Origin of the sequence: Pseudomonas azadiae, from assembly GCF_019145355.1 — a bacterium.
GTDB classification, from domain to species: Bacteria; Pseudomonadota; Gammaproteobacteria; order Pseudomonadales; family Pseudomonadaceae; genus Aquipseudomonas; species Aquipseudomonas azadiae.
On sequence record NZ_JAHSTY010000002.1, the window covers coordinates 981,575 to 1,003,796 of the forward strand.

Genomic DNA, 22,222 nt, shown 5'->3' on the forward strand with positions numbered 1-22,222 from the left:
ACACGCGGCGCGTCCTGACTACTCAATGAGGACTCCCATGCGTCTTATCCGCATGCTGTTGTTGCCGGCACTGGCCCTGACCGCGGTTTCGGCTCACGCTGACCCGGCTTCCGTGGCCAGCCTGAAAAACCTGCTGGACAAATCCCAGACCCTGACCGCGCGCTTTTCCCAGTTGACCCTGGACGCCGGCGGCACCCAGTTGCAGGAAACGGCCGGCGAAATGGCTGTGCAGCGTCCTGGCCTGTTCTACTGGCACACCGAAGGCAAGGCTGAGCAGACCATCGTTTCCGATGGCCAGAAAGTTACCTTGTGGGACCCTGACCTGGAGCAGGCGACCATCAAGAAACTCGACCCGCGCCTGAATCAGACGCCGGCGCTGCTGCTCTCGGGAGATGTGTCGAAGATCAATGACAGCTTCGACATCACCTCCAAGCAAACCAGCAACGTGATCGAGTTCACGCTCAAGCCCAAATCCAAGGACACGCTGTTCGACACGCTGTCGCTGTCGTTCGGCAACGGCGTGATCAATAACATGCGCCTGGTCGACAGCGTCGGCCAACGCACCGATATCCTGTTCACTGGGGTCAAGGCCAACCAGCCGGTGCCCGCCTCCAAGTTCAAGTTCGACATCCCCAAGGGTGCCGACGTGATCCAGGAATAAATCCGCCAGAGGTTTCAAACGCTGCCCATGGACCTGTTTCGAAGTGACCCGATTGCCCAGCCCCTGGCCGCGCGCTTGCGTTCGACCAACCTGGATGAGTACGTCGGTCAGGAACACCTGCTCGCTCGCGGCAAACCCCTGCGCGAAGCGCTGGAGCAGGGCGCGCTGCATTCGATGATTTTCTGGGGGCCGCCGGGGGTGGGTAAAACCACCCTGGCGCGCCTGCTGGCGAAGGTCTCGGACGCACACTTCGAAACGGTCTCGGCGGTACTGGCCGGGGTCAAGGAGATCCGCCAGGCGGTGGAAGTGGCCAAGCAGCAGGCCGGCCAATACGGCAAGCGCACCATCCTGTTCGTCGATGAAGTGCATCGCTTCAACAAGTCACAGCAGGATGCGTTCCTGCCGTACGTCGAAGACGGCACCTTGATCTTTATCGGCGCCACCACTGAAAACCCTTCTTTCGAATTGAATAACGCACTGCTCTCGCGGGCTCGCGTCTATGTGCTCAAAAGCCTGGACGAAGCGGCGATGCAAAAGTTGCTGCATCGCGCGTTGAGTGAAGACAAAGGCCTGGGCAAGCGCCAACTGAGCCTGAGCGAAGAAGGCTTCAAGATCCTGTTCAGCGCCGCCGATGGCGATGGTCGGCGCTTTCTCAACCTGCTCGAAAACGCCTCCGACCTGGCTGAAGACAATAGCGAGATAGGCGTCGACCTCTTGCAAAGCCTGCTCGGCGACACGCGTCGGCGCTTCGACAAGGGCGGCGAAGCGTTCTACGACCAGATTTCGGCGCTGCACAAGTCCGTACGCGGCTCCAACCCGGACGGCGCGCTGTACTGGTTTGCGCGGATGATCGACGGCGGCTGCGACCCGCTGTACCTGGCGCGCCGCGTGGTGCGCATGGCCAGCGAAGACATCGGCAACGCCGACCCGCGCGCACTGAGCCTGTGCCTGGCGGCCTGGGATGTGCAGGAGCGCCTGGGTAGCCCGGAAGGCGAGTTGGCGGTGGCCCAGGCCATCACTTACCTGGCCTGCGCGCCCAAGAGCAACGCGGTGTACATGGGCTTCAAATCCGCACTGCGCGCCGCCGCCGAATACGGCTCCCTCGAAGTACCGCTGCACTTGCGCAACGCCCCGACCAAGCTGATGAAGCAGCTGGGCTACGGCGATGAATACCGTTACGCCCATGACGAGCCGGACGCTTATGCCGCCGGCGAAGATTACTTCCCCGATGAGCTTGAGCCGCTGCCGCTTTATCAGCCGGTGCCCCGTGGCCTGGAATTGAAGATCGGCGAAAAGCTCAACCACCTCGCCCAACTCGACCGCCTCAGCCCAAAACAGCGGAGAAAGTAGTGCTCAAGACGATTCTTGCCGTGTCCGCAGCCGGCATCGCTGGTACATTATTGCGTTTCGCCACCGGCACCTGGGTCAGCGCCAACTGGCCGAAGCATTATTATGCAGCGACCTTGGCGGTCAACCTGGTGGGTTGCCTGATCATCGGGTTGCTGTACGGCTGGTTCCTGTTGCGCCCGGAAGTGCCGATTGAAATTCGCGCCGGCTTGATTGTCGGCTTTGTAGGCGGTCTGACGACCTTTTCATCCTTTTCACTGGATACGCTGCGCCTGCTGGAAAGCGGGCAGGCCCTGGTCGCCTTCGGGTACCTGGGCATCAGCGTGTTCGGCGGGCTGCTCGCCACCTGGGCCGGCCTGTCCTTGACCAAACTTTGATAAACGAGAGACCGACATGCTCGATTCCAAACTGTTACGTAGCAACCTTCAGGACGTAGCGGACCGCCTGGCATCCCGTGGCTTCGCCTTGGATGTCGCGCGCATCGAAGCGCTGGAAGAACAGCGCAAGACCGTCCAGACCCGCACCGAAGCACTGCAGGCTGAGCGTAATGCGCGTTCCAAATCCATCGGTCAGGCCAAGCAGCGCGGCGAAGACATCGCGCCGTTGATGGCGGATGTCGAGCGCATGGGCACCGAGCTGTCCGACGGCAAAATCGAGCTGGAAGGCATTCAAACCGAACTGGATTCGATCCTGCTGGGCATTCCCAACCTGCCTCATGAATCCGTGCCGATTGGCGCAGACGAAGACGGCAACGTCGAAGTGCGCCGCTGGGGCACCCCCAAAGCCTTCGATTTCGAGGTCAAGGACCACGTCGCCCTGGGCGAACTGAGCGGCGGCCTGGATTTTGAAACCGCGGCCAAAATGTCCGGCGCGCGCTTTGCTTTGCTGCGCGGCCCGATTGCGCGCATGCACCGCGCACTGGCGCAGTTCATGATCAACCTGCACACCGGCGAACACGGTTACGAAGAAGCCTACACGCCTTACCTGGTGCAGGCGCCGGCGCTGATGGGCACCAGCCAGCTGCCGAAATTCGAGGAAGACCTGTTCAAGATCAGCCGCGACGGCGAAGCCGACCTGTACCTGATCCCGACCGCTGAAGTATCGCTGACCAACATCGTGGCCGGCGAAATCCTCGACGCCAAACAACTGCCGCTGAAGTTCGTGGCGCACAGCCCGTGTTTCCGCAGTGAAGCCGGTGCATCGGGGCGCGATACCCGCGGCATGATCCGCCAGCACCAGTTCGACAAGGTCGAGATGGTCCAGGTCGTCGAGCCTTCGACCTCCATGCAAGCGCTGGAAGGCATGACCGCGAACGCCGAGCGCGTCCTGCAACTGCTGGAGCTGCCCTACCGCGTGCTGGCGCTGTGCACCGGCGACATGGGGTTCAGCGCCGTGAAGACCTACGACCTCGAAGTGTGGGTGCCGAGCCAGGACAAATACCGCGAGATTTCGTCGTGCTCCAACTGCGGTGATTTCCAGGCCCGGCGCATGCAGGCGCGTTTCCGTAACCCGGAAACCGGCAAGCCGGAGCTGGTCCATACCCTCAACGGTTCCGGCCTGGCCGTCGGCCGCACCCTGGTGGCCGTGCTGGAAAACTACCAGCAGGCCGACGGTTCGATCCGCGTGCCTGAAGTGCTCAAGCCATACATGGCGGGCGTTGAGGTCATCCGCTAAATGGAATTCCTGCCGCTGTTTCATAACCTGCGCGGCAGTCGCGTGCTGGTCGTTGGTGGCGGGGAGATTGCCTTGCGCAAATCCCGGCTGCTGGCCGACGCCGGTGCGGTGCTGCGGGTGGTTGCTCCCCAGATCGAAGACCAACTGCGTGAATTGGTGCGGGGCAGTGGCGGGGAACTGATTCTGCGCGGTTATCAGGAGGCCGACCTCGACGGTTGCACCCTGATCATCGCCGCAACCGATGACGAGCCGCTGAACGCGCAAGTGTCCAGCGACGCCAAGCGTCGTTGCGTGCCGGTCAATGTGGTGGATGCGCCGGCCCTGTGCAGCGTGATTTTCCCGGCGATCGTCGACCGCTCGCCCTTGGTTATCGCAGTGTCCAGCGGCGGCGATGCGCCGGTGCTGGCACGCTTGATCCGCGCCAAGCTGGAAACCTGGATTCCGTCCACGTACGGCCAGTTGGCCGGCTTGGCGGCGCGTTTTCGTGCCCAGGTCAAAGGCTTGTACCCGGATGTGCAGCAGCGTCGCGCCTTTTGGGAAGAGGTGTTCCAAGGCCCGATTGCCGACCGCCAGTTGGCCGGGCAGGGCGATGAAGCGGAGCGTCTGTTGATCGAAAAGGTCAACGGCGCACCGCCCCACGCGCCGGGTGAAGTCTACCTGGTGGGCGCGGGCCCCGGTGACCCCGACCTGCTGACCTTCCGAGCCCTGCGCCTGATGCAGCAAGCCGATGTGGTGCTGTACGACCGTCTGGTGGCGCCTGCGATTCTTGAGCTGTGCCGTCGCGACGCCGAGCGGGTGTATGTCGGCAAGCGCCGCGCCGAACATGCCGTGCCGCAGGACCAGATCAACCAGCAATTGGTGGACCTGGCCAAGCAAGGCAAACGGGTGCTGCGCCTCAAGGGCGGCGACCCGTTCATCTTCGGGCGCGGTGGCGAAGAAATCGAGGAACTGGCGGCCCATGGCATCCCGTTCCAGGTGGTACCGGGCATCACCGCCGCCAGCGGTTGCGCGGCGTACGCCGGGATTCCGCTGACTCACCGCGACTACGCCCAGTCGGTGCGCTTTATCACCGGGCATTTGAAGAACGGGACGTCGGACCTGCCCTGGACTGACCTGGTGGGCCCATCGCAGACCCTGGTGTTCTACATGGGCTTGATTGGTTTGCCGATCATCTGCGAACAGTTGATCAAGCATGGGCGTGCGGCGGATACCCCGGCGGCGTTGATCCAGCAGGGCACCACGTCGAACCAGCGTGTGTTTACCGGCACCCTGGCCGACTTGCCACGCATGGTGGCGGAGCATGAAGTGCATGCGCCGACGCTGGTGATCGTGGGCGAGGTGGTGGTGTTGCGTGAGAAGCTCAAGTGGTTCGAAGGGGCCCAAGCCGGGGTTTAACAATCCTGTATGAGCGGGCTTGTCGAATCGTCGCACCGCCCGCGCTGGGGGGCGAAGCCGCCCCAATTAAAGACACCACAGTGTTCCAGATAAAACCAGGTCGCCTGGTTTGGGGCGGCTTCGCCCCACAGCGCGGGGCAAGCCCGCTCACTACAATGCTCCGGCGTCGTAAACACCTTTGCCCGTCAACCGCTCCCGATCATGCTCAACATCAAACCCCTGCAATGGCCCCTTCGGCACAATCCCTGTCGGGTTAATGGTTCGGTGGCTGGCATAGTAATGCCCCTTGATGTGTTCAAAATCCACCGTCTCGGCCACCCCCGGCCATTGGTACATCTCCCTTAGCCAATTCGACAGGTTCGGGTAATCCGCAATCCTGCGCAGATTGCATTTGAAGTGGCTGTAATACACCGCATCAAAGCGAATCAGCGTGGTAAACAGCCGCACATCGGCTTCGGTCAGGTAGTCGCCGGCCAAATAACGATGCGCGCCCAAATGTTGTTCAAGATGATCGAGTTCGGCAAACACGTCGTCAAACGCACGGTCGTAGGCTTGCTGCGACGTGGCGAAGCCTGCGCGGTACACGCCGTTGTTCACGGCGGGGTAGATGCGCTCGTTCAGCGTGTCGATGCTCGCGCGCAGTGGCTCAGGGTAGAAATCCAAAGTATTGCCGGTCAGCCCGTTGAACGCGCTGTTGAACATGCGAATGATCTCCGCCGATTCATTGCTCACGATGCGCTTGAGCTGTTTGTCCCACAGCACGGGCACAGTGACACGCCCGGTGTAGTCAGCGGTATCGGCGGTGTAGCGCTGGTACATGAAGGTAAAATCGTCGAGCGTGTCGCCGGTCGAGCCGTGGGCCTTGTCGAAGGTCCAGCCGTTTTCAAGCATCAACCAGCTGACCACGGACACGTCGATCAAGCTTTCCAGACCTTTGAGCTTGCGCAGGATCAAGGTGCGGTGCGCCCAGGGGCAGGCGAGGGAAACGTAGAGATGATAGCGACCGGCCTCGGCCTTGAAGCCGCCTTCACCGCTGGGGCCAGGCTGGCCGTCGGCGGTCACCCAGTGGCGGCGTTGTGCCTGTTCCCGTTGGAAGGCGCCGTCTGCGCTACTTTCGTACCACTGGTCTTTCCAGTGTCCTTCGATCAGCAAACCCATGACTGGCTCCTTGGCTAATAAGCGTTGGAGGCCAGTCTAAAGGGCTCGGTTCGATTTAAAAGCGCAAAGACTGCGGGTGAATGATCGATTAAATCGATTTGTCCCGCGCGCTCCAGTACTGCTCGGCCAACACAAACGCCTGTTCCCGTGAATGGCCCAGGCCGCGCAAGGCCAGGGCCATGGTGGCAATCAGGGCCAGTTGCGGGTAACTGTCTTCGACTTCGCCGCGCCACAGCGCTTTCAGATGCTCGGGTTCCAGCGTGGCAGGTTTGACATGGCGCTGAGTGGAGAGGGCGGGCCATTCTTCGTCCCAGCTTACGCCGCCGGTGGTGCCGTACAGATGGCTGGCCGAATCGGGGTTGATCTCGATCTCGCCGCCATCGCCCTTCACCACGATCACGTTGTCGCCAAGCAAACCGCTGGCATCGCGGTGCACGCCCTGGTAACCGGGATGGAAAATACTTTGCAGGCCAAGGCGCGCATTCAGCGGGTTGAGCAGTCGCGCCAGGGAGTGGATCGGCGAGCGCAGGCCCAGGGTGTTGCGCAGGTCGATCATGCGCTGCAACTGCGGTGCCCAATCGCCCAGCGGGATGAACGCCAGGTTGCCTTCTCCGTAAGCAGCCTCGACCTGCTGCCAGTTGCGGCACAGCGGGATCTGCAAACCTTGCAGCAACTGCTCGGTGTACAGCCGACCCGCCGTATGGGCGCCGCCGCCATGCATCAGGATGCGCACGCCATGTTGCGCCAGGCACTTGGCTGCCAACAGGTACCACGGCAGGTGGCGCTTCTTGCCGGCGTAGGTGGGCCAGTCGACGTCCACGTTCAGCGTCGGAGGGTTGAGGCGCTGGCGTACCGCTTCGGTGAAGCCGGCAAGTTCTTCCGGGCTTTCTTCCTTGTGGCGCAGCAGCATCAGGAAAGCGCCAAGCTGGGTGTCTTCGACTTTTTCGTCGAGCAGCATGCTCATGGCTTCGCGGGCTTCCTCGCGGGTGAGGTTGCGCGCGCCGCGCTTGCCTTTGCCCAGGATGCGCACGAACGGCGCGAACGGGTGCTCGTCGGGGGTTTGCAGGGTCAGCGGGGCAAAGTCGGTCATAAGCAATTCGTCGGCCTGGGCAGGCCCGCCAGCTTGGCGGCGAGTTTGGCGGGAGTGCCGTTGAACAATTTGTTGAGGTGCAGGCTGTTGCCCTTTTCCGGGCCCAGCTTGAGCGCGGTGTACTTGATCAGTGGGCGCGTGGCCGGGGACAGCTGGAATTCGGCGTAGAACTGGCGCAGCAGCTCGAGAACCTCCCAATGGTCGGGGGTCAGCTCAAGGGCTTCGGCGGCGGCCAGGGCGTTGGCCACCTCAGTCGACCATTCATCCAGGTTGACCAAGTAGCCGTCCTTGTCCAGTTCCAGCACGCGTGCGCCGACGGTCAGGGTGTTCATAGCCAGCTGTTGACCTTGTCGTAGGTAATCGACAGCTGGACGAAACCTGGGTAATCGACGCGCTCGGCCCAGTCCGGCAGCGGCAGGTTGCGCGCCTGCAGGTCTTCGGCCAATACAAAGACCTTCACGCCCCGGGTTTGCAGGGCGCAAGTGTGCAGGCCGTAGGCGCCATCGCCGCAGAGCAGGATGGCGTCCTGGTTGCCGCAGACGCGCAGGCAGCTGTCGAGGCGGCTGTCGGTAAACGGCGAATGAGATACCACGTGTAGAGTCGACATCAGAGGGTAATCACCTGATCGTAACGGTCAATCAACTGGGTGATCGCGTGGTTGTCCAGAGGCTCGGCGCTGGCGGGCAGCGTGAGGCCACGCACGGCCAGGCTGTGGGTGCAGGCAAACACTTCATCGATGCCGAACAGCCCGAGCGCCTGCAGGTTGGCGCTCAGGTCTTTTTGCTGCACGGCCTTTGCGTCCTGGTGCGGCGCCAACTGGAACACGCCATCGTCCATGAACAGCAGGCCAATCGGCAGATCGAAGGCGCCACCGGCCAAGACAATGTCCAAGGCTTCGCGCGCGCTCGGGCCCGACCACGGTGCCTGGCGGCTGATCACCAACAGGGATTTGGCCATGTCACGTCCCTCCAAAACAGATCAGGCGGTCGGCGGCCTGCGCCGCGTCGTGCAACTGGCCCAGGCCCGACAACGCCCACGGCGCTTCCAAGTTGACCGCGCTGCGTTGATAGCGCGTGGCCTCCCCATGGTCAAGCACGCCACGGCGCAACGCCGCGGCGATGCACACCACGCCGTCGAGCTGGTGCTGGCTGACAAACTCGCGCCATTGGCGGGCGATGTCTTGCTCGTCCTGGGGGGCGACGATGTTGGTGGAGGCGCTGTGCACCCCGTCCTGATAAAAAAACAGCCGCACAATCTCATGCCCGCCGGCCAGCGCCGCCTGGGCGAACAGCAGGGCGCGGCGCGAGGAGGGCGCGTGGGCTGCGCTGAACACTGCAATCGCAAACTTCATGGAACACTCTGCAAGCAAACCTGGGGCCAATGATAAAGCCGTCGCCATGAAAAAGCCCGCCGTGATCAAAACGGTCACTGTGGTTGACCGTTCCGGGCCGGGGTGGTTGGGTGGTTGGGTGGTGACTGGGCGGTCGCTATCGCAGGCGAGGTATCTACACATCTTTGTAGTGAGCGGGCTTGTCCCGCGCTGGGCTGCGAAGCAGCCCCAAACCAGGCGACCGGATTCTACCTGAAGCTCGGCGATGCCTTTATTGGGGCGGCTTCGCCACCCAGCGCGGGACAAGCCCGCTCACTACAGGGATACTTTTCAGTCGTTGAGAGTTGTGTAGATACCTATGCTGCGATAGGGCCCTTATTCCACCCGGGTTTCACCTGTAAACACCAGTGTCTGCCGACACCGCCGACACAAATACCGCCGCCCCCTGGCCACCATGCCGTGGCGCTGCGATGAAAACGGAAAATCACTGTTCGCACACGGGCATCGGTAGATATAGCGCATCACCTGGCGGCGCTTCACCGCATAGGTATGGCAGCGGTCCGGCGGCAGTTCATAGACCCCGCGCATGATCAATTGCCATTCCTCGCCATGGGGCTGGATGCGCTCGCCAAACAATTGGTGGGCAATCAGGTGCGCCACTTCATGGGCCACGGTCTGTTTCAGGAAGTGCTGACTGTTTTCACGGTACAACTGCGGGTTGAAACGCAGCAGGTTCTCGTGCAAATGCGCGACACCGGCCTTCTGGCCCCGCAGCTTGAGGCTGACCTGGGGGCGTTTGAAGCTTCGTTTGAAAAAGGATTCGGCTTGCAGGTAACACTCTTCGACGCGGGTATTGAGTTGCTCGGGCATGCTGTACATATCTCCAGAGACGCCCAGTATGCCGCAAAGCTGAGTGTTTCCGAATCTGTCATGCGCCGAATGGTCATCCATAACGCACAAAGCCACCTTGCGGTGGCCTTGCCTGCGGTCTGATCAACTCAACTGGTATAGATCGGGCCTACGCCCAGGCCCCAGACGATCACCGTGAACGCCATGATCGCCACCAGCACCACCAGCCCTACGGCCAGTATCGAGCTGGAAAACAGGAAGCCTTCGTCCGGATCGATGCTCATGAAGGTCGGCACGCCCACATACAGCAGGTACACCGTGTAGCAGATCGCCGCCGTGCCCACCACCATGCCCAACCACATATGCGGATAGAGCGCCGCCAGCCCGCCGATGAACAGCGGCGTCGCGGTATAGGTAGCAAACGCGACGCAACGCGCCATGCTTGGGTTAGCGTCATAGGTGCGCGCCATCCAGTGAATGAACGCACCCATCACCGCCACGCCGCCGAGCATGGCCGCGTACGACATCAGGGTCATCCACAGTGCGCTTTCCTGGGTCAGCATCACCGGCGCGCGGTTGCCGATGACCCAGCCAACCTGGGTGGTACCGATAAAGGCGGATACGGCGGGGATCGCCGCGAGGATCAGGGTATGAGTGAGGTACATGTGGCTGATGCTTTCTTCTTTATCGCCACGAATTTCCCGCCATTCCTGGTCGGGATGGGTAAAAAGCCCCACGACGTGATGGATCATGCCAGTCACTCCTGTCGTTATTGCCATCGCCCCCATCGGAGCGCCCACGGGCCAAGTGGCCTCAAGGTCCGGATAGCTGTGCGACCTCACGTCGCAGTATAGGAAGGTATGACCGGAATGACTGTAGGGCCTTTAGAGCAAATTGCGCTGTAAACGGCGTTCCTAATCGCTGAGGGGTCTGTCAGATTCGGTACGGTCCATTGTGGGAGCTGGCAAGCCAGCTCCACAATGGAACTCGGTCGTTCATGAAGGTAAAATACCGCGCTTTTCGTCACACACCTCCAGCGGATCCAAGCGCCATGGGCACTCTTACGGTCAACCAGAACAAACTGCAAAAACGCCTGCGTCGCCTGGCCGGTGAAGCGGTCGCCGATTTCAACATGATCGAGGACGGCGACAAGGTCATGGTCTGCCTCTCCGGCGGCAAGGACAGCTACACCCTGCTCGACGTACTGCTGCACCTGCAAAAGGTCGCGCCGATCCAGTTCCAGATCGTCGCCGTCAACATGGACCAGAAGCAGCCGGGCTTTCCTGAACAGGTGCTGCCGGCCTACCTCGAAGCGCTGGGCGTGGAGTACCACATCGTCGAGAAAGACACCTATTCGGTGGTCAAGGAGTTGATCCCGGAAGGCAAGACCACCTGCTCGCTGTGCTCGCGCCTGCGCCGTGGCACGCTGTACACCTTTGCCGACGAGATCGGCGCCACCAAGATGGCCTTGGGTCACCACCGCGACGACATCGTAGAGACTTTCTTCCTCAATATGTTCTTCAACGGCTCGCTCAAGGCCATGCCGCCCAAGTTGCGTGCCGATGACGGGCGCAACGTAGTAATCCGTCCACTGGCGTATTGCAACGAAAAGGACATCCAGGCCTACTCCGACTTCAAGCAATTCCCGATCATCCCGTGCAACCTCTGCGGCTCCCAGGAAAACCTGCAGCGCCAGGTGGTCAAGGAAATGCTCCTGGACTGGGAGCGCAAGACCCCCGGCCGCACCGAAAGCATCTTCCGCAGCCTGCAGAATGTGCAGCCTTCGCAGTTGGCCGACCGTAACCTGTTCGACTTCGCCAGCCTGAAAATCGATGAAACCGCGGCGTCGCGCTTCGTCAATGTAGTGAACCTCTGAGTGGTTTCAACGCTCTGACACACGGCGCTTGCGGGCGCCGTTTTCAATTCAACTGCCAGGAGAGGGCATGCGCGATTACAAGTGGCTGCACGAATATTGTCTGAACCGCTTCGGTTCGTCGGCCGAGCTGGAAGCCCATCTGCCTGTACCCAAGACCCCGGCGCAGTTGCGCAAGATCAGCGATGATCGTTATTTGTCGACGTTGGCCCTGCGCGTATTTCGTGCCGGCTTGAAGCACAGTGTGGTGGACGGCAAATGGCCGGCGTTCGAGCAGGTGTTCTTCGGCTTCGACCCGGAAAAAGTCGTGCTGATGGGCGCCGAGCACCTGGAGCGGCTGATGCAGGACACGCGCATCATCCGTCACTTGGGCAAGCTCAAGAGCGTGCCGCGCAATGCGCAGATGATTCTGGATATCGAGCAGGAGAAGGGCAGCTTTGGCGCGTTTGTCGCCGACTGGCCGGTGACCGACATCGTCGGGCTGTGGAAGTACCTGAGCAAGCACGGCCATCAGCTCGGCGGGCTGTCGGCGCCGCGTTTCCTGCGCATGGTCGGCAAGGACACGTTTGTGCCGAGTTATGACGTGGTCGCGGCCTTGAGCGCACAGAAGATCGTCGACAAAGCGCCGACCAGCCTGCGCGACCTGGCGACGGTGCAGGACGCGTTCAACCAGTGGCACGCCGAGAGTGGGCGGCCGATGTGCCAGTTGTCGATGATGCTGGCGTATACGGTGAATCATTGAGACCGAGGCGATGCTATCGCGAGCAAGCCCGCTCCCACATTTGTCCGCATACATCCTTTGAAATGCGGTCGAATGTGGGAGCGGGCTTGCTCGCGAAGGCTGACTATCAGGCGCCCTGATCTGCCGCCAACCGCCGATTCAACTGATGCCGCCACCGCACATACAGCAGCGCCGTACAAAACAGCGCCAGGCTCGCCGCCATCTCCAACACCCCGAACCCTTGCCGGTTGGGGTCGTACGCCGCCAGCGCGCCCTTGATGAAATACAGGTTCACCACAAAGCACATCCACGAATGCCCGCGCGCGCTGCCGGTGAGCATCCCCGGCGCCAGTACCAGCAGCGGCACCAGTTCGATCAGCAGGATCACCCAGGGCCGCGCACCGTGCAGGTCGGCGATGAACAGGTAATACACGCACAGCAACGCCACCAGCGCGAAAAACGCCAGCAGGCTCAGTGCGCGTGCAAGCTTTACGCGCGGCGCCAGCCACGCCTGGGGCGGCAGGACCTTAGGCTTTCTGGCCACGGCCGTTCTCCAACAGCGTGGCGGTGGTGGCCAGGCGCAGGCCCAGGGCCCGGCACAAGGTGATTTCATGTTGATCGAGCAGGCGCTTGCCGTCAGGCCCGGCATGGTGGGTGGGCCCGTACGGCGTGCCGCCGCCCTGGGTGTCGAGCAGGGCCTGTTCGCTGTAGGGCAGCCCGGTGATCAACATGCCGTGATGCAACAGCGGCAGCAGCATCGACATCAGCGTGGTTTCCTGGCCGCCGTGCAGGCTGGCGGTGGAGGTGAACACACCGGCCGGCTTGCCGACGAGCGCACCGGTCAGCCACAGGTTGCTGGTGCCGTCGAGGAAGTATTTGAGCGGCGCGGCCATGTTGCCGAAGCGCGTCGGGCTGCCCAGGGCCAGGCCTGAACAGTTTTTCAGGTCATCCAGGCTGGCATACAGCGCGCCTTCGTCCGGAATGCTCGGCGCCACGGCTTCGCACTCGGTGGAGACCGCCGGCACGGTGCGCAACCGCGCTTCCATCCCGCCTTGCTCGATGCCCCGGGCAATCTGCCGAGCCATTTCGCTCACCGAGCCATGGCGGCTGTAATACAGCACCAACACATACGGCGACGTCACGGCAGGATCTCCACTACGTTTTCCGGTGGGCGGCCAATGATGGCTTTATCGGCGGTTTCCAGGATCGGGCGTTCCATCAGCTTCGGGTGTGCGGCGATGGCGGCAATCAACTGCGCTTCGCTGAGGCTGGCGTCGGCCAGGTTGAGGGTCTTGTACTCGTCTTCACCGCTGCGCAGCAGTTGGCGTGCGCTGATGCCCAGCTTGCCGAGCAGGGCCTTCAATTGCGCGGCGTCCAGCGGGGTGTCCAGGTAGCGCACCACAGTGGGCGCGAGCCCACGGGCTTCGAGCAGTTCCAGCGCACCGCGTGATTTCGAGCAGCGCGGGTTGTGATAAAGCGTCAGATCGGTCATGTGCGGGTCGCATCTTGCGTAAGGTGGCGGGTATTCTACCTGCGCTGCGGCCCGTCCTTAAACCGTAAGAGGCGATAGGTCGCAGCCAACGTTCATTTTTGCGAAGGATTACCCCATGACTAAGCGACTGATCGGTGCACTGGCGATCATCACAACCCTGCTGCTCAGCGGCTGCGGTAACGATTACGGCGTTGACCAGAATGGTCGGAAGGTGGCGGCCGAACGCTTGGACAAGCAGTGGCTGGTGATCAATTACTGGGCCGAATGGTGTGGCCCGTGCCGCACGGAAATCCCTGAACTCAATGCCCTGGCCGAGCAGTTGAAGGCGCAGAACGTGGGCGTATTCGGGGTCAATTTCGACAATGTGCAGGGTGAGGAACTCAAAGCCGCCAGCGACAAGCTGGGCATCAAGTTCACGGTGCTGGCGCAGAACCCGGAAGGCATCTTCGATATCCCGCGCAGCGAAGCGTTGCCGGTGACCTACATCATTGATGACCAGGGCAAGGTGCGTGAGCAGTTGATGGGCGAGCAGACGGCGGAAGGGGTGCTGGCCAAACTCAAGGCCTTGCGCGGTTAAAAATGTGCGTAGCTGGCTGGTGTGGGAGCTGGCTCCCACAGGAAAACCGATCCAGAGGGGATTTCAGCCTTCTTCCAGCCACAGGCGAATCGGCTTGCCCTCGGCCGGCCAGAAACGCGTCTGCTCGATCGGCGAAATGTCCCAGCGTTGCACGTTTTGCAGGGCCTGGAAGAAGCGGTGTTCCTGCTCCATCAATGCCTCGGCGCAGAGCTTGCGGGTGCTGCCGATCTTGCCGAAGCTGAGCGTGTTGCCGTCGACGGTGTACGGCGCAAACCAGTGGTTGCAACCGCCGTTGCCGTAGGCGCGGCCATCGGCGCCGAGGGTGACGGTCAGGTGCGCGTAATCCATCAGCGGCCGTTCACCGATCCATTCCACCACATAGCTGTGATCGCGCTTGAGCTTGACCGCGTCTCCGGCGCAGCCGGTCAGGGCCACTCCGAGGGCCGCGAGCAGAAGCAGGCCTTTCATTGCGCGGCCTTCTGGCACTTCGGGCAGCGGTGCGTGTCGCCCTCGCTGGCCCAGCCCAACTCGGCGATGCGCGCGTTGGCCGCCGGTTGCAGGGGCTCCCTGGTCAGCTTGGTTTCCACCGCGAATTCGAACTCCAACGCTGCATCGCAGCTGTTGCAGTTGACCTTCCAGGTGTGAATCTCCAGTTCGCCGAACTTCGGCCCCTGGGCCATGGCGACCCACTGGCCCGCCGGGCGGATGGAGTAGCGCGCGTCGCCTTCGACGGTGAGGCGCATCGACAGGGTTTTACTGCCACGCAGGGTGACGATCAACACGTCGCCATGCTTGATCGAACCGCCGTTGCCAGTGACCTGGTAACGGCCCGGCACCAGGGCACGGCATTCGATCAGGGTGTGTTGCGGGCTCAGCAAACTGAAGCGGAAATCGTGTTCGGCCATGGATCCTCCAAATAGGCGCGGCATCCTATCACGGGTGCTTGCTCATCATGAGCCTGGTATGTGACCGCTGATCAACCGTCGACAAGGTTCTGCGCCCGCCCATCGGCCCAGGCGGCAATGTTGGCCAAAGTGGTGCCGGCGATGGCGGCCAGGGCTTCGCGGGTGAGGAAGGCCTGGTGGGCGGTGATGATCACATTCGGGAAGGTCAGCAGGCGCGCGAGGACATCGTCCTGCAAGGGCAGGTCGGAGCGGTCTTCGAAAAACAGTTGGGCTTCTTCCTCATACACATCCAGCCCGAGGTAGCCCAACTGGCCGTCCTTGAGCGCTTCGATGAGCGCCGGAGTGTCGACCAGCCCACCGCGACCGGTGTTGATCAGCATCGCGCCGCGCTGCATCTGCGCCAGGGAGCGGGCGTTGATCAGGTGTTGACTGTCGGCGGTCAGCGGGCAGTGCAGGCTGATGATCTGCGCCTGGGCGAGCAATTCGGGCAGGCTCACGTAGCCTGCGCCGAGCGCCAGGACCTCTGGGTTGGGAAAGGGGTCGCAGGCGAGCAGCCGGCAACCGAAGCCGGCCATGATCCGGGCGAAGGTCGCGCCGATCTGCCCGGTGCCGACCACCCCGACGGTCTTGCCCACCAGGTCAAAACCGGTGAGGCCATGCAGGCTGAAATCGCCATCGCGGGTGCGGTTATAGGCGCGATGCAGACGGCGGTTGAGGGCCAGGATCAGCGCGACCGCATGCTCGGCTACCGCGTGGGGCGAATAGGCCGGCACGCGTACGATGGCCAGGCCCAGGCGCTTGGCGGCGGTCAGGTCCACATGGTTGTAGCCCGCCGAGCGCAGGGCGATCAGCCGCGTGCCGCCCTTGGCCAACTGTTCCAGCACTGGGGCACTGAGGTCGTCGTTGATAAAGGCGCACACCACTTCGTGATGTTCGGCCAGGGCCACGGTGTCGAGGTTGAGCCGGGCGGGCTGGAACTGCAGCGCCAGGCCCGCCGGCAGCGGCTCGCCGAGAAAACTGTCGCGATCGTACGCCTGGCTGCTGAAAAGAATGACGCGCATTGAAAAGGCTCCCTGCAATCGTAAGTCTGGATAGGCTGCCCCTGTGGCTGCCCGCGATAGCTATAAGTATCTACACCTCTTTGTAGTGAGCGGGCTTGCCCCGCGCTGGGTGGCGAAGCCGCCCCCATACCAGGCGACTTGGATTTATCTGGAACTCGGCGGCGTCTTTTATTGGGGCGGCTTCGCCACCCAGCGCGGGGCAAGCCCGCTCACTACAGAACAGATGCTCGCATGCCCTCAAAGAAGATGTGTAGATGCCGATCCTATAGGCGTCAGGCCTTGACCCGCGCTTCACTGGCCAGGCGCGCGATCGACATGTCCAGTTCGTCCAGTGCGTGCAGGGCCTTGGCGTCGTCTTGCTTGAGCAGGGTTTCGGCGCGGTGGCAGGCGGCACGCAGTTGCGGGACACCGCAATAACGGGTCGCGCCATGCAGGCGGTGCACACGTTCGATCAAGGCGTTGTTGTCGCTGGCGTCACGCGCAAGGGTGATGGCCAGGCGATCGGCTTCCAGGGAGGCCAGCAACATCGCCAGCATATCGGCCGCCAGGTCCGCCTTGCCGGCGGCCAGGCGCAAGCCTTCCTCGTGGTCGAGCACCGGCAGCTTCACTCCAGGGCCAAGGCCTTCCGTTGCGCGCTCCGGCGCCTGGTTGCGCAGGGCCAGGCCGGTCCATTTCAACACCACCTGGGCCAGTTGCCGCTCGCTGATGGGTTTGGTCAGGTAATCGTCCATGCCGCTTTGCAGCAAGGCACGTTTTTCATTGGCCATGGCGTGGGCGGTGAGGGCGACCACCGGCAGTGGGGTGCCGCTGCGTTCGCTTTCCCATTGGCGGATCGCCTCGGTGCTCTGGCGACCGTCCATGCCGGGCATCTGCACGTCCATCAGCACCAGGTCGAAGGTGTCCTGTTTCACCGCGTCGACAGCCGCGTACCCGCTTTCCACTGCGCGCACCCGAGCGCCCATGTCTTCCAGCAGGGTCTGGACCAGCAGCAGGTTCGCCGGGTTGTCATCCACGCACAGCACGCGCGGTGCCCGGCTGGACAGCGGCTCGCCCGGTTCGCTGCGCGCCGGGCGCGGGCTGATCAGGTCGGACAACGCGCGGCGCAACTTGCGCGTGCACGCCGGCTTGGCCTGCAATTGGCTGTTGGGGTTGGGCACGGACTGGTTGAACAGCATCTGTTCGGTGGTGGGGCACAGCACCAGCACCTTGCAGCCCAGGTGTTCCAAGTCCCACAAGTGCTGGTTGAGGCGCTCGGGCGGGATGTCGTTGGCGGTGACGCCGAGTACCGCGAGGTCGATGGCCTGGTCGGTCTGGTGCGCGCTGGTGATGCCGTTGGTCAGGCTTTCCAATGTATTGAACGGCGTGACTTCCAGGCCGCAGTCTTCCAGTTGGTGCTGCAATGCCTGGCGCGCCAGCTCGTGGTTTTCCAGCACCGCCACGCGATGGCCCAGCAGCGGCGCGCACGGCAAGTCCTCGACGTCGTCGCGGGTCTTGGGCAGGTTGAGGCTGATCCAGAACTCCGAGCCTTCGCCCGGCGTGCTGTCGACGCCGATTTCACCGCCCATCTGTTCGATCAGGCGCTTGGAAATCACCAGGCCCAACCCCGTGCCGCCCGGTTGGCGCGACAATGAATTATCGGCCTGGCTGAACGCCTGGAACAGTGCGCGCACGTCCTGGCTGGACAGGCCGATGCCGGTGTCCTGCACGCTGATGCGCAGTTGCACGCTGTCTTCCTGCTCGTCCTCGATCATCGCGCGGGCCACGATAGTGCCTTCGCGGGTGAACTTGATCGCGTTGCTGATCAGGTTGGTGAGGATCTGTTTGAGACGCAGCGGGTCGCCGACCAACGCCAGCGGCGTGTCGCGATAGACCAGGCTCACCAGTTCCAGCTGCTTGGCATGGGCGGCCGGGGCGAGGATGGTCAGGGTGTCCTGCAGCAAGTCGCGCAGGTTGAACGGAATGCTGTCGAGCACCAGCTTGCCGGCTTCGATTTTCGAGAAGTCGAGGATCTCGTTGATGATGCCCAGCAGGTTGTCGGCGGACTTTTCGATAGTGCCCAGGTAGTCGAGCTGGCGTGGCGTCAGCTCGCTTTTTTGCAGCAAATGGGTAAAACCGAGGATGCCATTGAGCGGCGTGCGGATTTCATGGCTCATGTTGGCCAGGAACTCCGACTTGATACGACTGGCCTCCAGGGCTTCCTTGCGGGCCAGGTCCAGCTCGATGTTCTGGATCTCGATGGTTTCCAGGTTCTGGCGCACGTCTTCGGTGGCCTGGTCGATGCTGTGCTGCAGTTCTTCCTGGGCATTCTGCAGGGTCTCGGCCATGCGGTTGATGCCGAGGGCGAGCTGGTCCAGTTCCTGGCTGCCCAGCGGCGGCAAGCGGGTTTCCAGGTTGCCGTCCTTGAGTTGCGCCACGGCTTGCTTGATCTGGCCGATCGGCGAATTGATCGTACGGCTGATGCGCAGGGCCAGGGCCGCGGTGCAGATCAGGCCAATGGCGATCAGCAGGAGGCTGGCGAACAGGCTGCGGTAACCGCGCAGCAACATGCCGTTGTGGGACAGTTCCACTTCGACCCAGCCCAGCAGACGGTCGGCTTCATCCGGGATCAGGTCGCCGGCCAGGTTGCGGTGACGGCCGAACACTGGCAGCAGGTAGCGGGTGGCGTCGTTGCCGGTGCGCTGCAGCAGGTGTGAGCTATTGCCGACGGGCGCCTGGTTGAGCATGGTCGGGCCCGCATGGGCGAGCGGCGCGCGGTCCGGGCCCAGGAAGGCGACGGTGCGTACGTCCTGTTGTTCCAGCGACTGGGTGGCGATGCGCTCCAGCAGGTCGGCGTTGCGCGCGCTCAGGGCGGGCGCCACCAACGGGGCCAACTGCTCGGCGATCATTTCGCCGCGTTGCAGCAATTGGGCCTGCAACTCCGAGAGCTGCATCCAGGTGAAGTAGCCGCCCAGCAACGAGGCCATCAGGCTGGTCGGTAATAAGGTCAGCAACAGTACGCGGCCTTTTATCCCCATTCTTGTCAGCACGCCACTCTCCTGCTACCACATTGATATCTACGATTGCCCGGGCATCCGGCCCGCGCCACCTGCGCAGTGTAGCCATTTGCGCGGCGTGGAATCTCGTAAATTTATGACGGACGGCGATCTTCAGGGGATTCGGCAACCTTTGGCGGCAGTGGGTGCATCGATGTCGACGGTCAGGCGCGGCGCTGTTTGCGTTTTTTCCACTGATGGGCAACCCACCAGCGCCAATACCCCATGGTCAGGCAGTAGGCGAGAGCGCCCAGCACCAGCCCCAACACCACTGAACCCAGCAGGAACGGCTGCCACAGCGTGCTTAATTGCCCGCTGATCCACTCCCAGGTCAAGTCGTCCGGAAGGCTGCGCGGCGGCACATTCATCAGCCACGCGCCGGTCATGTAGGTGCACACGAACACCACCGGCATGGTGATCGGGTTGGTCAGCCACACGAGGCTGACCGCGATGGGCATATTGCCGCGCACCGCGATCGCCAGGACCGCCGCGAGCAGCATTTGCAAGGGAATCGGGATAAAGGCCGCGAACAAACCCACGGCCATCGCGCGCGCGACCGAGTGCCGGTTCAGGTGCCACAGGTTAGGGTCATGCAGCAACGTGCCGAGAAACTGTAATGACTTGTGTTCCCGGATACTGCTGGGGTCGGGCATGTACCGTTTGAATAAGCGCCGGGGCATAAGGGGTCCAGGTCAGTTCGAGGGGCAAGTATGCGCGCATTCTATAAACAGAAAATTCAGACTTTGTGACAAAACATCAGAGGCAGTGTTGGGCTGCCGGTCAAGACTAATGGATCACTTGAAAAGGATGACTCATGAGGACAGGGATGTTCGCGTTGGCGCTGGGGCTGCTGGCCTTGCGCTTTCTTCCGGCATTGCCGCCCGCCGGATGGCTGATTGCCTTGTTGGCGCTGGCATTGATGCTGTTGCCGTTTCGCACGTACCCGCTGGCGTTTTTCCTGCTGGGCCTGAGCTGGGCGTGCATCAGCGCGCAGTCGGCGCTGGATGATCGCCTGAAGCCGGCGCTGGACGGCCAGACACGCTGGATAGAAGGGCGGGTCATCGGGCTGCCGCAACGCACGGGCGAAGCGGTGCGTTTCGAGTTGACCGACAGCCGGTCGCGAAACGCCCGGCTGCCCAAACGTATTCGGGTGTCCTGGCGTGGCGGGCCGCCGGTGCACAGCGGTGAACGCTGGCGCCTGGCAATCACCCTCAAACGGCCGGCCGGGTTGCTGAACTTCCATGGCTTTGACCAGGAAGCCTGGCTGCTGGCCCAGCGCATCGGCGCCACGGGCACGGTGAAAGACGGCGAGCGCCTGGCACCGGCCCGAAACGCCTGGCGCGACAGCGTCCGCCAGCGTCTGTTGGCGGTGGATGCCCAAGGCCGTGAAGCCGGGCTGATTGCGCTGGTGCTGGGAGACGGCTCTGGGCTGGCGACCACCGATTGGCAGGTACTGCAGGACACCGGCACCGTGCATCTGCTGGTGATTTCGGGCCAGCACATCGGTTTGCTGGCAGGCTTGATCTACGGGCTGATCGCTGGACTGGCGCGCTATGGCTTCTGGCCCCGCACCTGGCCGTGGCTGTCGTGGGCGTGTGGTCTGGCCTTCAGCGCCGCGCTGGGTTACGGCTTGCTCGCCGGGTTTGGCGTGCCGGTGCAGCGCGCCTGCGTGATGGTCGGGCTGGTGTTGGTGTGGCGGCTGCGCTTTCGCCATCTGGGGCTGTGGTGGCCGTTGCTGCTGGCACTCGATGGGGTGCTGGTCCTGGAGCCGCTGGCGAGTTTGCAGCCAGGTTTCTGGTTGTCGTTTGCGGCGGTGGCGGTGCTGATCCTGGCATTCGGCGGGCGGCTGGGGCCCTGGAGCCTGTGGCAGGCCTGGACCCGCCCGCAGTGGCTGATTGCAATAGGATTGTTTCCCGCCTTGCTGGTGTTGGGGCTGCCCATCAGCCTGAGTGCGCCGCTGGCCAATCTGGTGGCTGTGCCCTGGATCAGCCTGGTGGTCTTGCCGTTGGCGTTGCTCGGCACGGCATTGCTGCCTTTACCGTTTATAGGTGAAGGGTTGCTGTGGCTGGCGGGCGGCGCGCTGGGTGGGTTGTTCAGCGCCTTGGCCTGGCTCGCAGGGCAGATGCCTGCCTGGATTCCGGCCGAGGTTGGGTTGGGGTATTGGCTGGTGAGCCTGCTCGGTGCCGTGCTGCTATTGCTGCCAAAAGGCCTGCCGTTTCAGGTGCTGGGCTGGCCGATGCTGTTGCTGGCGGTGTTTCCCCCGCGCGAAGAGGTGCCTCATGGGCAAGTGGAGGTGGTGCAACTGGATGTCGGCCAGGGGCAGTCGCTGATCTTGCGCACCCGTCACCACACCTTGCTGTATGACGCCGGCCCACGCTCCGGTACCTTTGACCTGGGCGCCCGCGTGGTGTTGCCGTCGTTGCGCAAGCTCGGGGTACGCGAACTGGACATGCTGCTGCTGAGCCACGCCGACGCGGATCATGCCGGTGGCGCGGCCGCGGTTGCCAGGGGAATGCCGATCAAGCGCGTGGTGGGCGGGGAGACCGAGGGGCTGCCGGCGTTTCTCGCTGCCCAGCCGTGCGTCAGTGGCGAACAGTGGAATTGGGACGGTGTGACCTTCGAGCTGTGGCAATGGCCTGACGCTATCAACGGCAACCCGAAGTCCTGTGTGTTGCAGGTGCAGGCCAACGGCGAGCGCCTGTTGCTCACCGGCGATATTGATCGCGCGGCCGAGCGGGCCATGCTCGCCTCACTCCTGGCGGTGCCCACCGATTGGTTGCAAGCGCCACATCACGGCAGTCGCAGTTCGTCTTCCTGGGTGTTTCTGGAACGTCTCGCGCCGCGTTCCGTGCTCATTTCACGGGGGCGCGGCAACGCGTTCGGCCATCCCCATCCACAGGTACTGGCACGTTACCAGCGCTTGGGCAGCCAGGTGCATGACAGCGCCGAGCAAGGGGCCGTGCGCTTGCAATTGGGCGCCTTCGCGCCACCGGTTGTTGCGCGCAGTCAACGAAGGTTCTGGCGCGAGCGGTTACCCTAGGTGCTGGTGGCAGCAGC

Annotated in this window: 25 protein-coding genes; 9 read left to right on the plus strand and 16 right to left on the minus strand. The window is 62.8% G+C overall.

The annotated features are described in order from the left end of the window. Positions 1-37: 37 nt before the first annotated feature. Genes lolA through cysG form a run of 5 tightly spaced genes read left to right on the plus strand, consistent with a single transcriptional unit; the run spans position 38 to position 5,077 of the window. Positions 38-661 (plus strand): outer membrane lipoprotein chaperone LolA, encoded by a 624-nt coding sequence (lolA, locus tag KVG91_RS20855; RefSeq protein ID WP_169375553.1) that lies wholly within the window; start codon positions 38-40, stop codon positions 659-661. Positions 662-688: 27 nt separating this feature from the next. Continuing rightward, a complete protein-coding gene (locus KVG91_RS20860) occupies positions 689-2,011 on the plus strand; it encodes a replication-associated recombination protein A (protein WP_169375552.1) in 1,323 nt (440 codons plus the stop codon). Beyond that, positions 2,011-2,385: a fluoride efflux transporter CrcB gene (gene crcB, locus KVG91_RS20865; RefSeq protein WP_124424039.1), complete on the plus strand. Its 375-nt coding sequence runs from the start codon at positions 2,011-2,013 to the stop codon at positions 2,383-2,385. The genes KVG91_RS20860 and crcB overlap by 1 nt, the downstream gene beginning before the upstream one ends. Positions 2,386-2,401: 16 nt before the next feature. Beyond that, positions 2,402-3,682, plus strand: a complete 1,281-nt coding sequence (gene serS / locus KVG91_RS20870; protein WP_169375551.1) for a serine--tRNA ligase — start codon at positions 2,402-2,404, stop codon at positions 3,680-3,682. Further along, positions 3,683-5,077 carry a siroheme synthase CysG gene (gene cysG / locus KVG91_RS20875; RefSeq protein WP_169375550.1) on the plus strand — a complete coding sequence of 465 codons (1,395 nt, stop codon included), beginning with the start codon at positions 3,683-3,685 and terminating at the stop codon, positions 5,075-5,077. A 150-nt stretch (positions 5,078-5,227) separates the two neighbouring features. On the opposite strand, the gene KVG91_RS20880 is transcribed toward cysG, so the two are convergent. From KVG91_RS20880 to KVG91_RS20915, 8 genes are all read right to left on the minus strand, one after another. Beyond that, entirely contained in the window at positions 5,228-6,235 is a 1,008-nt protein-coding gene (locus KVG91_RS20880; RefSeq protein WP_169375549.1) for a glutathione S-transferase family protein, read from the minus strand. Between the two features lie 88 nt (positions 6,236-6,323). Further along, positions 6,324-7,325 (minus strand): glycosyl transferase family protein, encoded by a 1,002-nt coding sequence (locus KVG91_RS20885; RefSeq protein ID WP_169375548.1) that lies wholly within the window; start codon positions 7,323-7,325, stop codon positions 6,324-6,326. Then, positions 7,322-7,657, minus strand: a complete 336-nt coding sequence (locus tag KVG91_RS20890; RefSeq protein WP_169375547.1) for a TusE/DsrC/DsvC family sulfur relay protein — start codon at positions 7,655-7,657, stop codon at positions 7,322-7,324. Before KVG91_RS20890 ends, KVG91_RS20885 begins: the two co-directional genes overlap by 4 nt. Continuing rightward, entirely contained in the window at positions 7,654-7,932 is a 279-nt protein-coding gene (gene tusB / locus KVG91_RS20895) for a sulfurtransferase complex subunit TusB (RefSeq protein WP_169375546.1), read from the minus strand. The genes KVG91_RS20890 and tusB overlap by 4 nt, the downstream gene beginning before the upstream one ends. Continuing rightward, positions 7,932-8,282 (minus strand): sulfurtransferase complex subunit TusC, encoded by a 351-nt coding sequence (gene tusC, locus KVG91_RS20900; protein WP_169375545.1) that lies wholly within the window; start codon positions 8,280-8,282, stop codon positions 7,932-7,934. Before tusC ends, tusB begins: the two co-directional genes overlap by 1 nt. Position 8,283: 1 nt before the next feature. After that, on the minus strand, positions 8,284-8,676 hold the full coding sequence (gene tusD, locus KVG91_RS20905) for a sulfurtransferase complex subunit TusD (RefSeq protein WP_169375544.1): 393 nt from the start codon (positions 8,674-8,676) through the stop codon (positions 8,284-8,286). 354 nt (positions 8,677-9,030) lie between these two features. Next, on the minus strand, positions 9,031-9,525 hold the full coding sequence (locus KVG91_RS20910; RefSeq protein ID WP_169376223.1) for a SprT family zinc-dependent metalloprotease: 495 nt from the start codon (positions 9,523-9,525) through the stop codon (positions 9,031-9,033). 128 nt (positions 9,526-9,653) lie between these two features. Next, on the minus strand, positions 9,654-10,256 hold the full coding sequence (locus tag KVG91_RS20915) for a Yip1 family protein (protein WP_076950778.1): 603 nt from the start codon (positions 10,254-10,256) through the stop codon (positions 9,654-9,656). A 299-nt stretch (positions 10,257-10,555) separates the two neighbouring features. Between KVG91_RS20915 and ttcA the strand changes: the two genes are divergently transcribed. Both ttcA and KVG91_RS20925 read left to right on the plus strand, forming a co-directional pair. Then, positions 10,556-11,380 (plus strand): tRNA 2-thiocytidine(32) synthetase TtcA, encoded by an 825-nt coding sequence (ttcA, locus tag KVG91_RS20920; protein ID WP_169376224.1) that lies wholly within the window; start codon positions 10,556-10,558, stop codon positions 11,378-11,380. Between the two features lie 67 nt (positions 11,381-11,447). Continuing rightward, positions 11,448-12,119, plus strand: coding sequence for a DNA-3-methyladenine glycosylase I (locus KVG91_RS20925; RefSeq protein WP_169376225.1), 672 nt, complete (start codon positions 11,448-11,450; stop codon positions 12,117-12,119). A gap of 106 nt (positions 12,120-12,225) precedes the next feature. Here the strand turns inward: KVG91_RS20925 and KVG91_RS20930 are convergent, their stop codons facing one another. The 3 genes from KVG91_RS20930 to arsC are packed head-to-tail and all read right to left on the minus strand — an operon-like array spanning position 12,226 to position 13,590. After that, complete coding sequence (locus tag KVG91_RS20930; protein WP_169376226.1) at positions 12,226-12,642, minus strand: DUF2069 domain-containing protein; 417 nt, start codon at positions 12,640-12,642, stop codon at positions 12,226-12,228. Continuing rightward, the gene (wrbA, locus tag KVG91_RS20935) at positions 12,626-13,240 is read right to left on the minus strand and encodes an NAD(P)H:quinone oxidoreductase (protein WP_169376227.1); all 615 of its coding nucleotides are present in this window, start codon (positions 13,238-13,240) and stop codon (positions 12,626-12,628) included. Before wrbA ends, KVG91_RS20930 begins: the two co-directional genes overlap by 17 nt. Beyond that, the gene (arsC, locus tag KVG91_RS20940) at positions 13,237-13,590 is read right to left on the minus strand and encodes an arsenate reductase (glutaredoxin) (protein WP_169376228.1); all 354 of its coding nucleotides are present in this window, start codon (positions 13,588-13,590) and stop codon (positions 13,237-13,239) included. The genes wrbA and arsC overlap by 4 nt, the downstream gene beginning before the upstream one ends. Positions 13,591-13,705: 115 nt before the next feature. Between arsC and KVG91_RS20945 the strand changes: the two genes are divergently transcribed. Beyond that, a complete protein-coding gene (locus KVG91_RS20945; RefSeq protein ID WP_169376229.1) occupies positions 13,706-14,167 on the plus strand; it encodes a TlpA family protein disulfide reductase in 462 nt (153 codons plus the stop codon). Between the two features lie 63 nt (positions 14,168-14,230). Here KVG91_RS20945 and KVG91_RS20950 read toward each other — a convergent pair whose 3' ends face one another. The 5 genes from KVG91_RS20950 to KVG91_RS20970 form a co-directional block, all read right to left on the minus strand. Then, positions 14,231-14,635 (minus strand): META domain-containing protein, encoded by a 405-nt coding sequence (locus tag KVG91_RS20950; protein ID WP_169376230.1) that lies wholly within the window; start codon positions 14,633-14,635, stop codon positions 14,231-14,233. Then, positions 14,632-15,072: a hypothetical protein gene (locus KVG91_RS20955; RefSeq protein WP_169376231.1), complete on the minus strand. Its 441-nt coding sequence runs from the start codon at positions 15,070-15,072 to the stop codon at positions 14,632-14,634. The genes KVG91_RS20950 and KVG91_RS20955 overlap by 4 nt, the downstream gene beginning before the upstream one ends. Positions 15,073-15,143: 71 nt before the next feature. Continuing rightward, positions 15,144-16,133: a 2-hydroxyacid dehydrogenase gene (locus KVG91_RS20960; RefSeq protein WP_217894932.1), complete on the minus strand. Its 990-nt coding sequence runs from the start codon at positions 16,131-16,133 to the stop codon at positions 15,144-15,146. 272 nt (positions 16,134-16,405) lie between these two features. Then, positions 16,406-19,159 carry a response regulator gene (locus tag KVG91_RS20965; protein WP_169375103.1) on the minus strand — a complete coding sequence of 918 codons (2,754 nt, stop codon included), beginning with the start codon at positions 19,157-19,159 and terminating at the stop codon, positions 16,406-16,408. A 170-nt stretch (positions 19,160-19,329) separates the two neighbouring features. Beyond that, the gene (locus tag KVG91_RS20970) at positions 19,330-19,845 is read right to left on the minus strand and encodes a DUF2062 domain-containing protein (RefSeq protein WP_169375104.1); all 516 of its coding nucleotides are present in this window, start codon (positions 19,843-19,845) and stop codon (positions 19,330-19,332) included. A gap of 134 nt (positions 19,846-19,979) precedes the next feature. Between KVG91_RS20970 and KVG91_RS20975 the strand changes: the two genes are divergently transcribed. Then, the gene (locus KVG91_RS20975; protein ID WP_169375105.1) at positions 19,980-22,205 is read left to right on the plus strand and encodes a DNA internalization-related competence protein ComEC/Rec2; all 2,226 of its coding nucleotides are present in this window, start codon (positions 19,980-19,982) and stop codon (positions 22,203-22,205) included. The last annotated feature ends 17 nt before the right edge of the window (positions 22,206-22,222 follow it).

What these genes read in the sequence shown, in the direction of transcription:
- KVG91_RS20950 (WP_169376230.1), bottom strand. Translation starts at nt 14,635, where the DNA reads ATGAAAGGCCTGCTTCTGCTCGCGGCCCTCGGAGTGGCCCTGACCGGC.
- KVG91_RS20975 (WP_169375105.1), top strand. Translation starts at nt 19,980, where the DNA reads ATGAGGACAGGGATGTTCGCGTTGGCGCTGGGGCTGCTGGCCTTGCGC.
- KVG91_RS20945 (WP_169376229.1), top strand. Translation starts at nt 13,706, where the DNA reads ATGACTAAGCGACTGATCGGTGCACTGGCGATCATCACAACCCTGCTG.
- KVG91_RS20925 (WP_169376225.1), top strand. Translation starts at nt 11,448, where the DNA reads ATGCGCGATTACAAGTGGCTGCACGAATATTGTCTGAACCGCTTCGGT.
- KVG91_RS20860 (WP_169375552.1), top strand. Translation starts at nt 689, where the DNA reads ATGGACCTGTTTCGAAGTGACCCGATTGCCCAGCCCCTGGCCGCGCGC.
- ttcA (WP_169376224.1), top strand. Translation starts at nt 10,556, where the DNA reads ATGGGCACTCTTACGGTCAACCAGAACAAACTGCAAAAACGCCTGCGT.
- KVG91_RS20960 (WP_217894932.1), bottom strand. Translation starts at nt 16,133, where the DNA reads ATGCGCGTCATTCTTTTCAGCAGCCAGGCGTACGATCGCGACAGTTTT.
- serS (WP_169375551.1), top strand. Translation starts at nt 2,402, where the DNA reads ATGCTCGATTCCAAACTGTTACGTAGCAACCTTCAGGACGTAGCGGAC.
- KVG91_RS20890 (WP_169375547.1), bottom strand. Translation starts at nt 7,657, where the DNA reads ATGAACACCCTGACCGTCGGCGCACGCGTGCTGGAACTGGACAAGGAC.
- KVG91_RS20885 (WP_169375548.1), bottom strand. Translation starts at nt 7,325, where the DNA reads ATGACCGACTTTGCCCCGCTGACCCTGCAAACCCCCGACGAGCACCCG.
- tusC (WP_169375545.1), bottom strand. Translation starts at nt 8,282, where the DNA reads ATGGCCAAATCCCTGTTGGTGATCAGCCGCCAGGCACCGTGGTCGGGC.
- KVG91_RS20955 (WP_169376231.1), bottom strand. Translation starts at nt 15,072, where the DNA reads ATGGCCGAACACGATTTCCGCTTCAGTTTGCTGAGCCCGCAACACACC.
- KVG91_RS20880 (WP_169375549.1), bottom strand. Translation starts at nt 6,235, where the DNA reads ATGGGTTTGCTGATCGAAGGACACTGGAAAGACCAGTGGTACGAAAGT.
- tusD (WP_169375544.1), bottom strand. Translation starts at nt 8,676, where the DNA reads ATGAAGTTTGCGATTGCAGTGTTCAGCGCAGCCCACGCGCCCTCCTCG.
- tusB (WP_169375546.1), bottom strand. Translation starts at nt 7,932, where the DNA reads ATGTCGACTCTACACGTGGTATCTCATTCGCCGTTTACCGACAGCCGC.
- cysG (WP_169375550.1), top strand. Translation starts at nt 3,683, where the DNA reads ATGGAATTCCTGCCGCTGTTTCATAACCTGCGCGGCAGTCGCGTGCTG.
- KVG91_RS20910 (WP_169376223.1), bottom strand. Translation starts at nt 9,525, where the DNA reads ATGCCCGAGCAACTCAATACCCGCGTCGAAGAGTGTTACCTGCAAGCC.
- KVG91_RS20915 (WP_076950778.1), bottom strand. Translation starts at nt 10,256, where the DNA reads ATGATCCATCACGTCGTGGGGCTTTTTACCCATCCCGACCAGGAATGG.
- lolA (WP_169375553.1), top strand. Translation starts at nt 38, where the DNA reads ATGCGTCTTATCCGCATGCTGTTGTTGCCGGCACTGGCCCTGACCGCG.
- KVG91_RS20970 (WP_169375104.1), bottom strand. Translation starts at nt 19,845, where the DNA reads ATGCCCCGGCGCTTATTCAAACGGTACATGCCCGACCCCAGCAGTATC.
- arsC (WP_169376228.1), bottom strand. Translation starts at nt 13,590, where the DNA reads ATGACCGATCTGACGCTTTATCACAACCCGCGCTGCTCGAAATCACGC.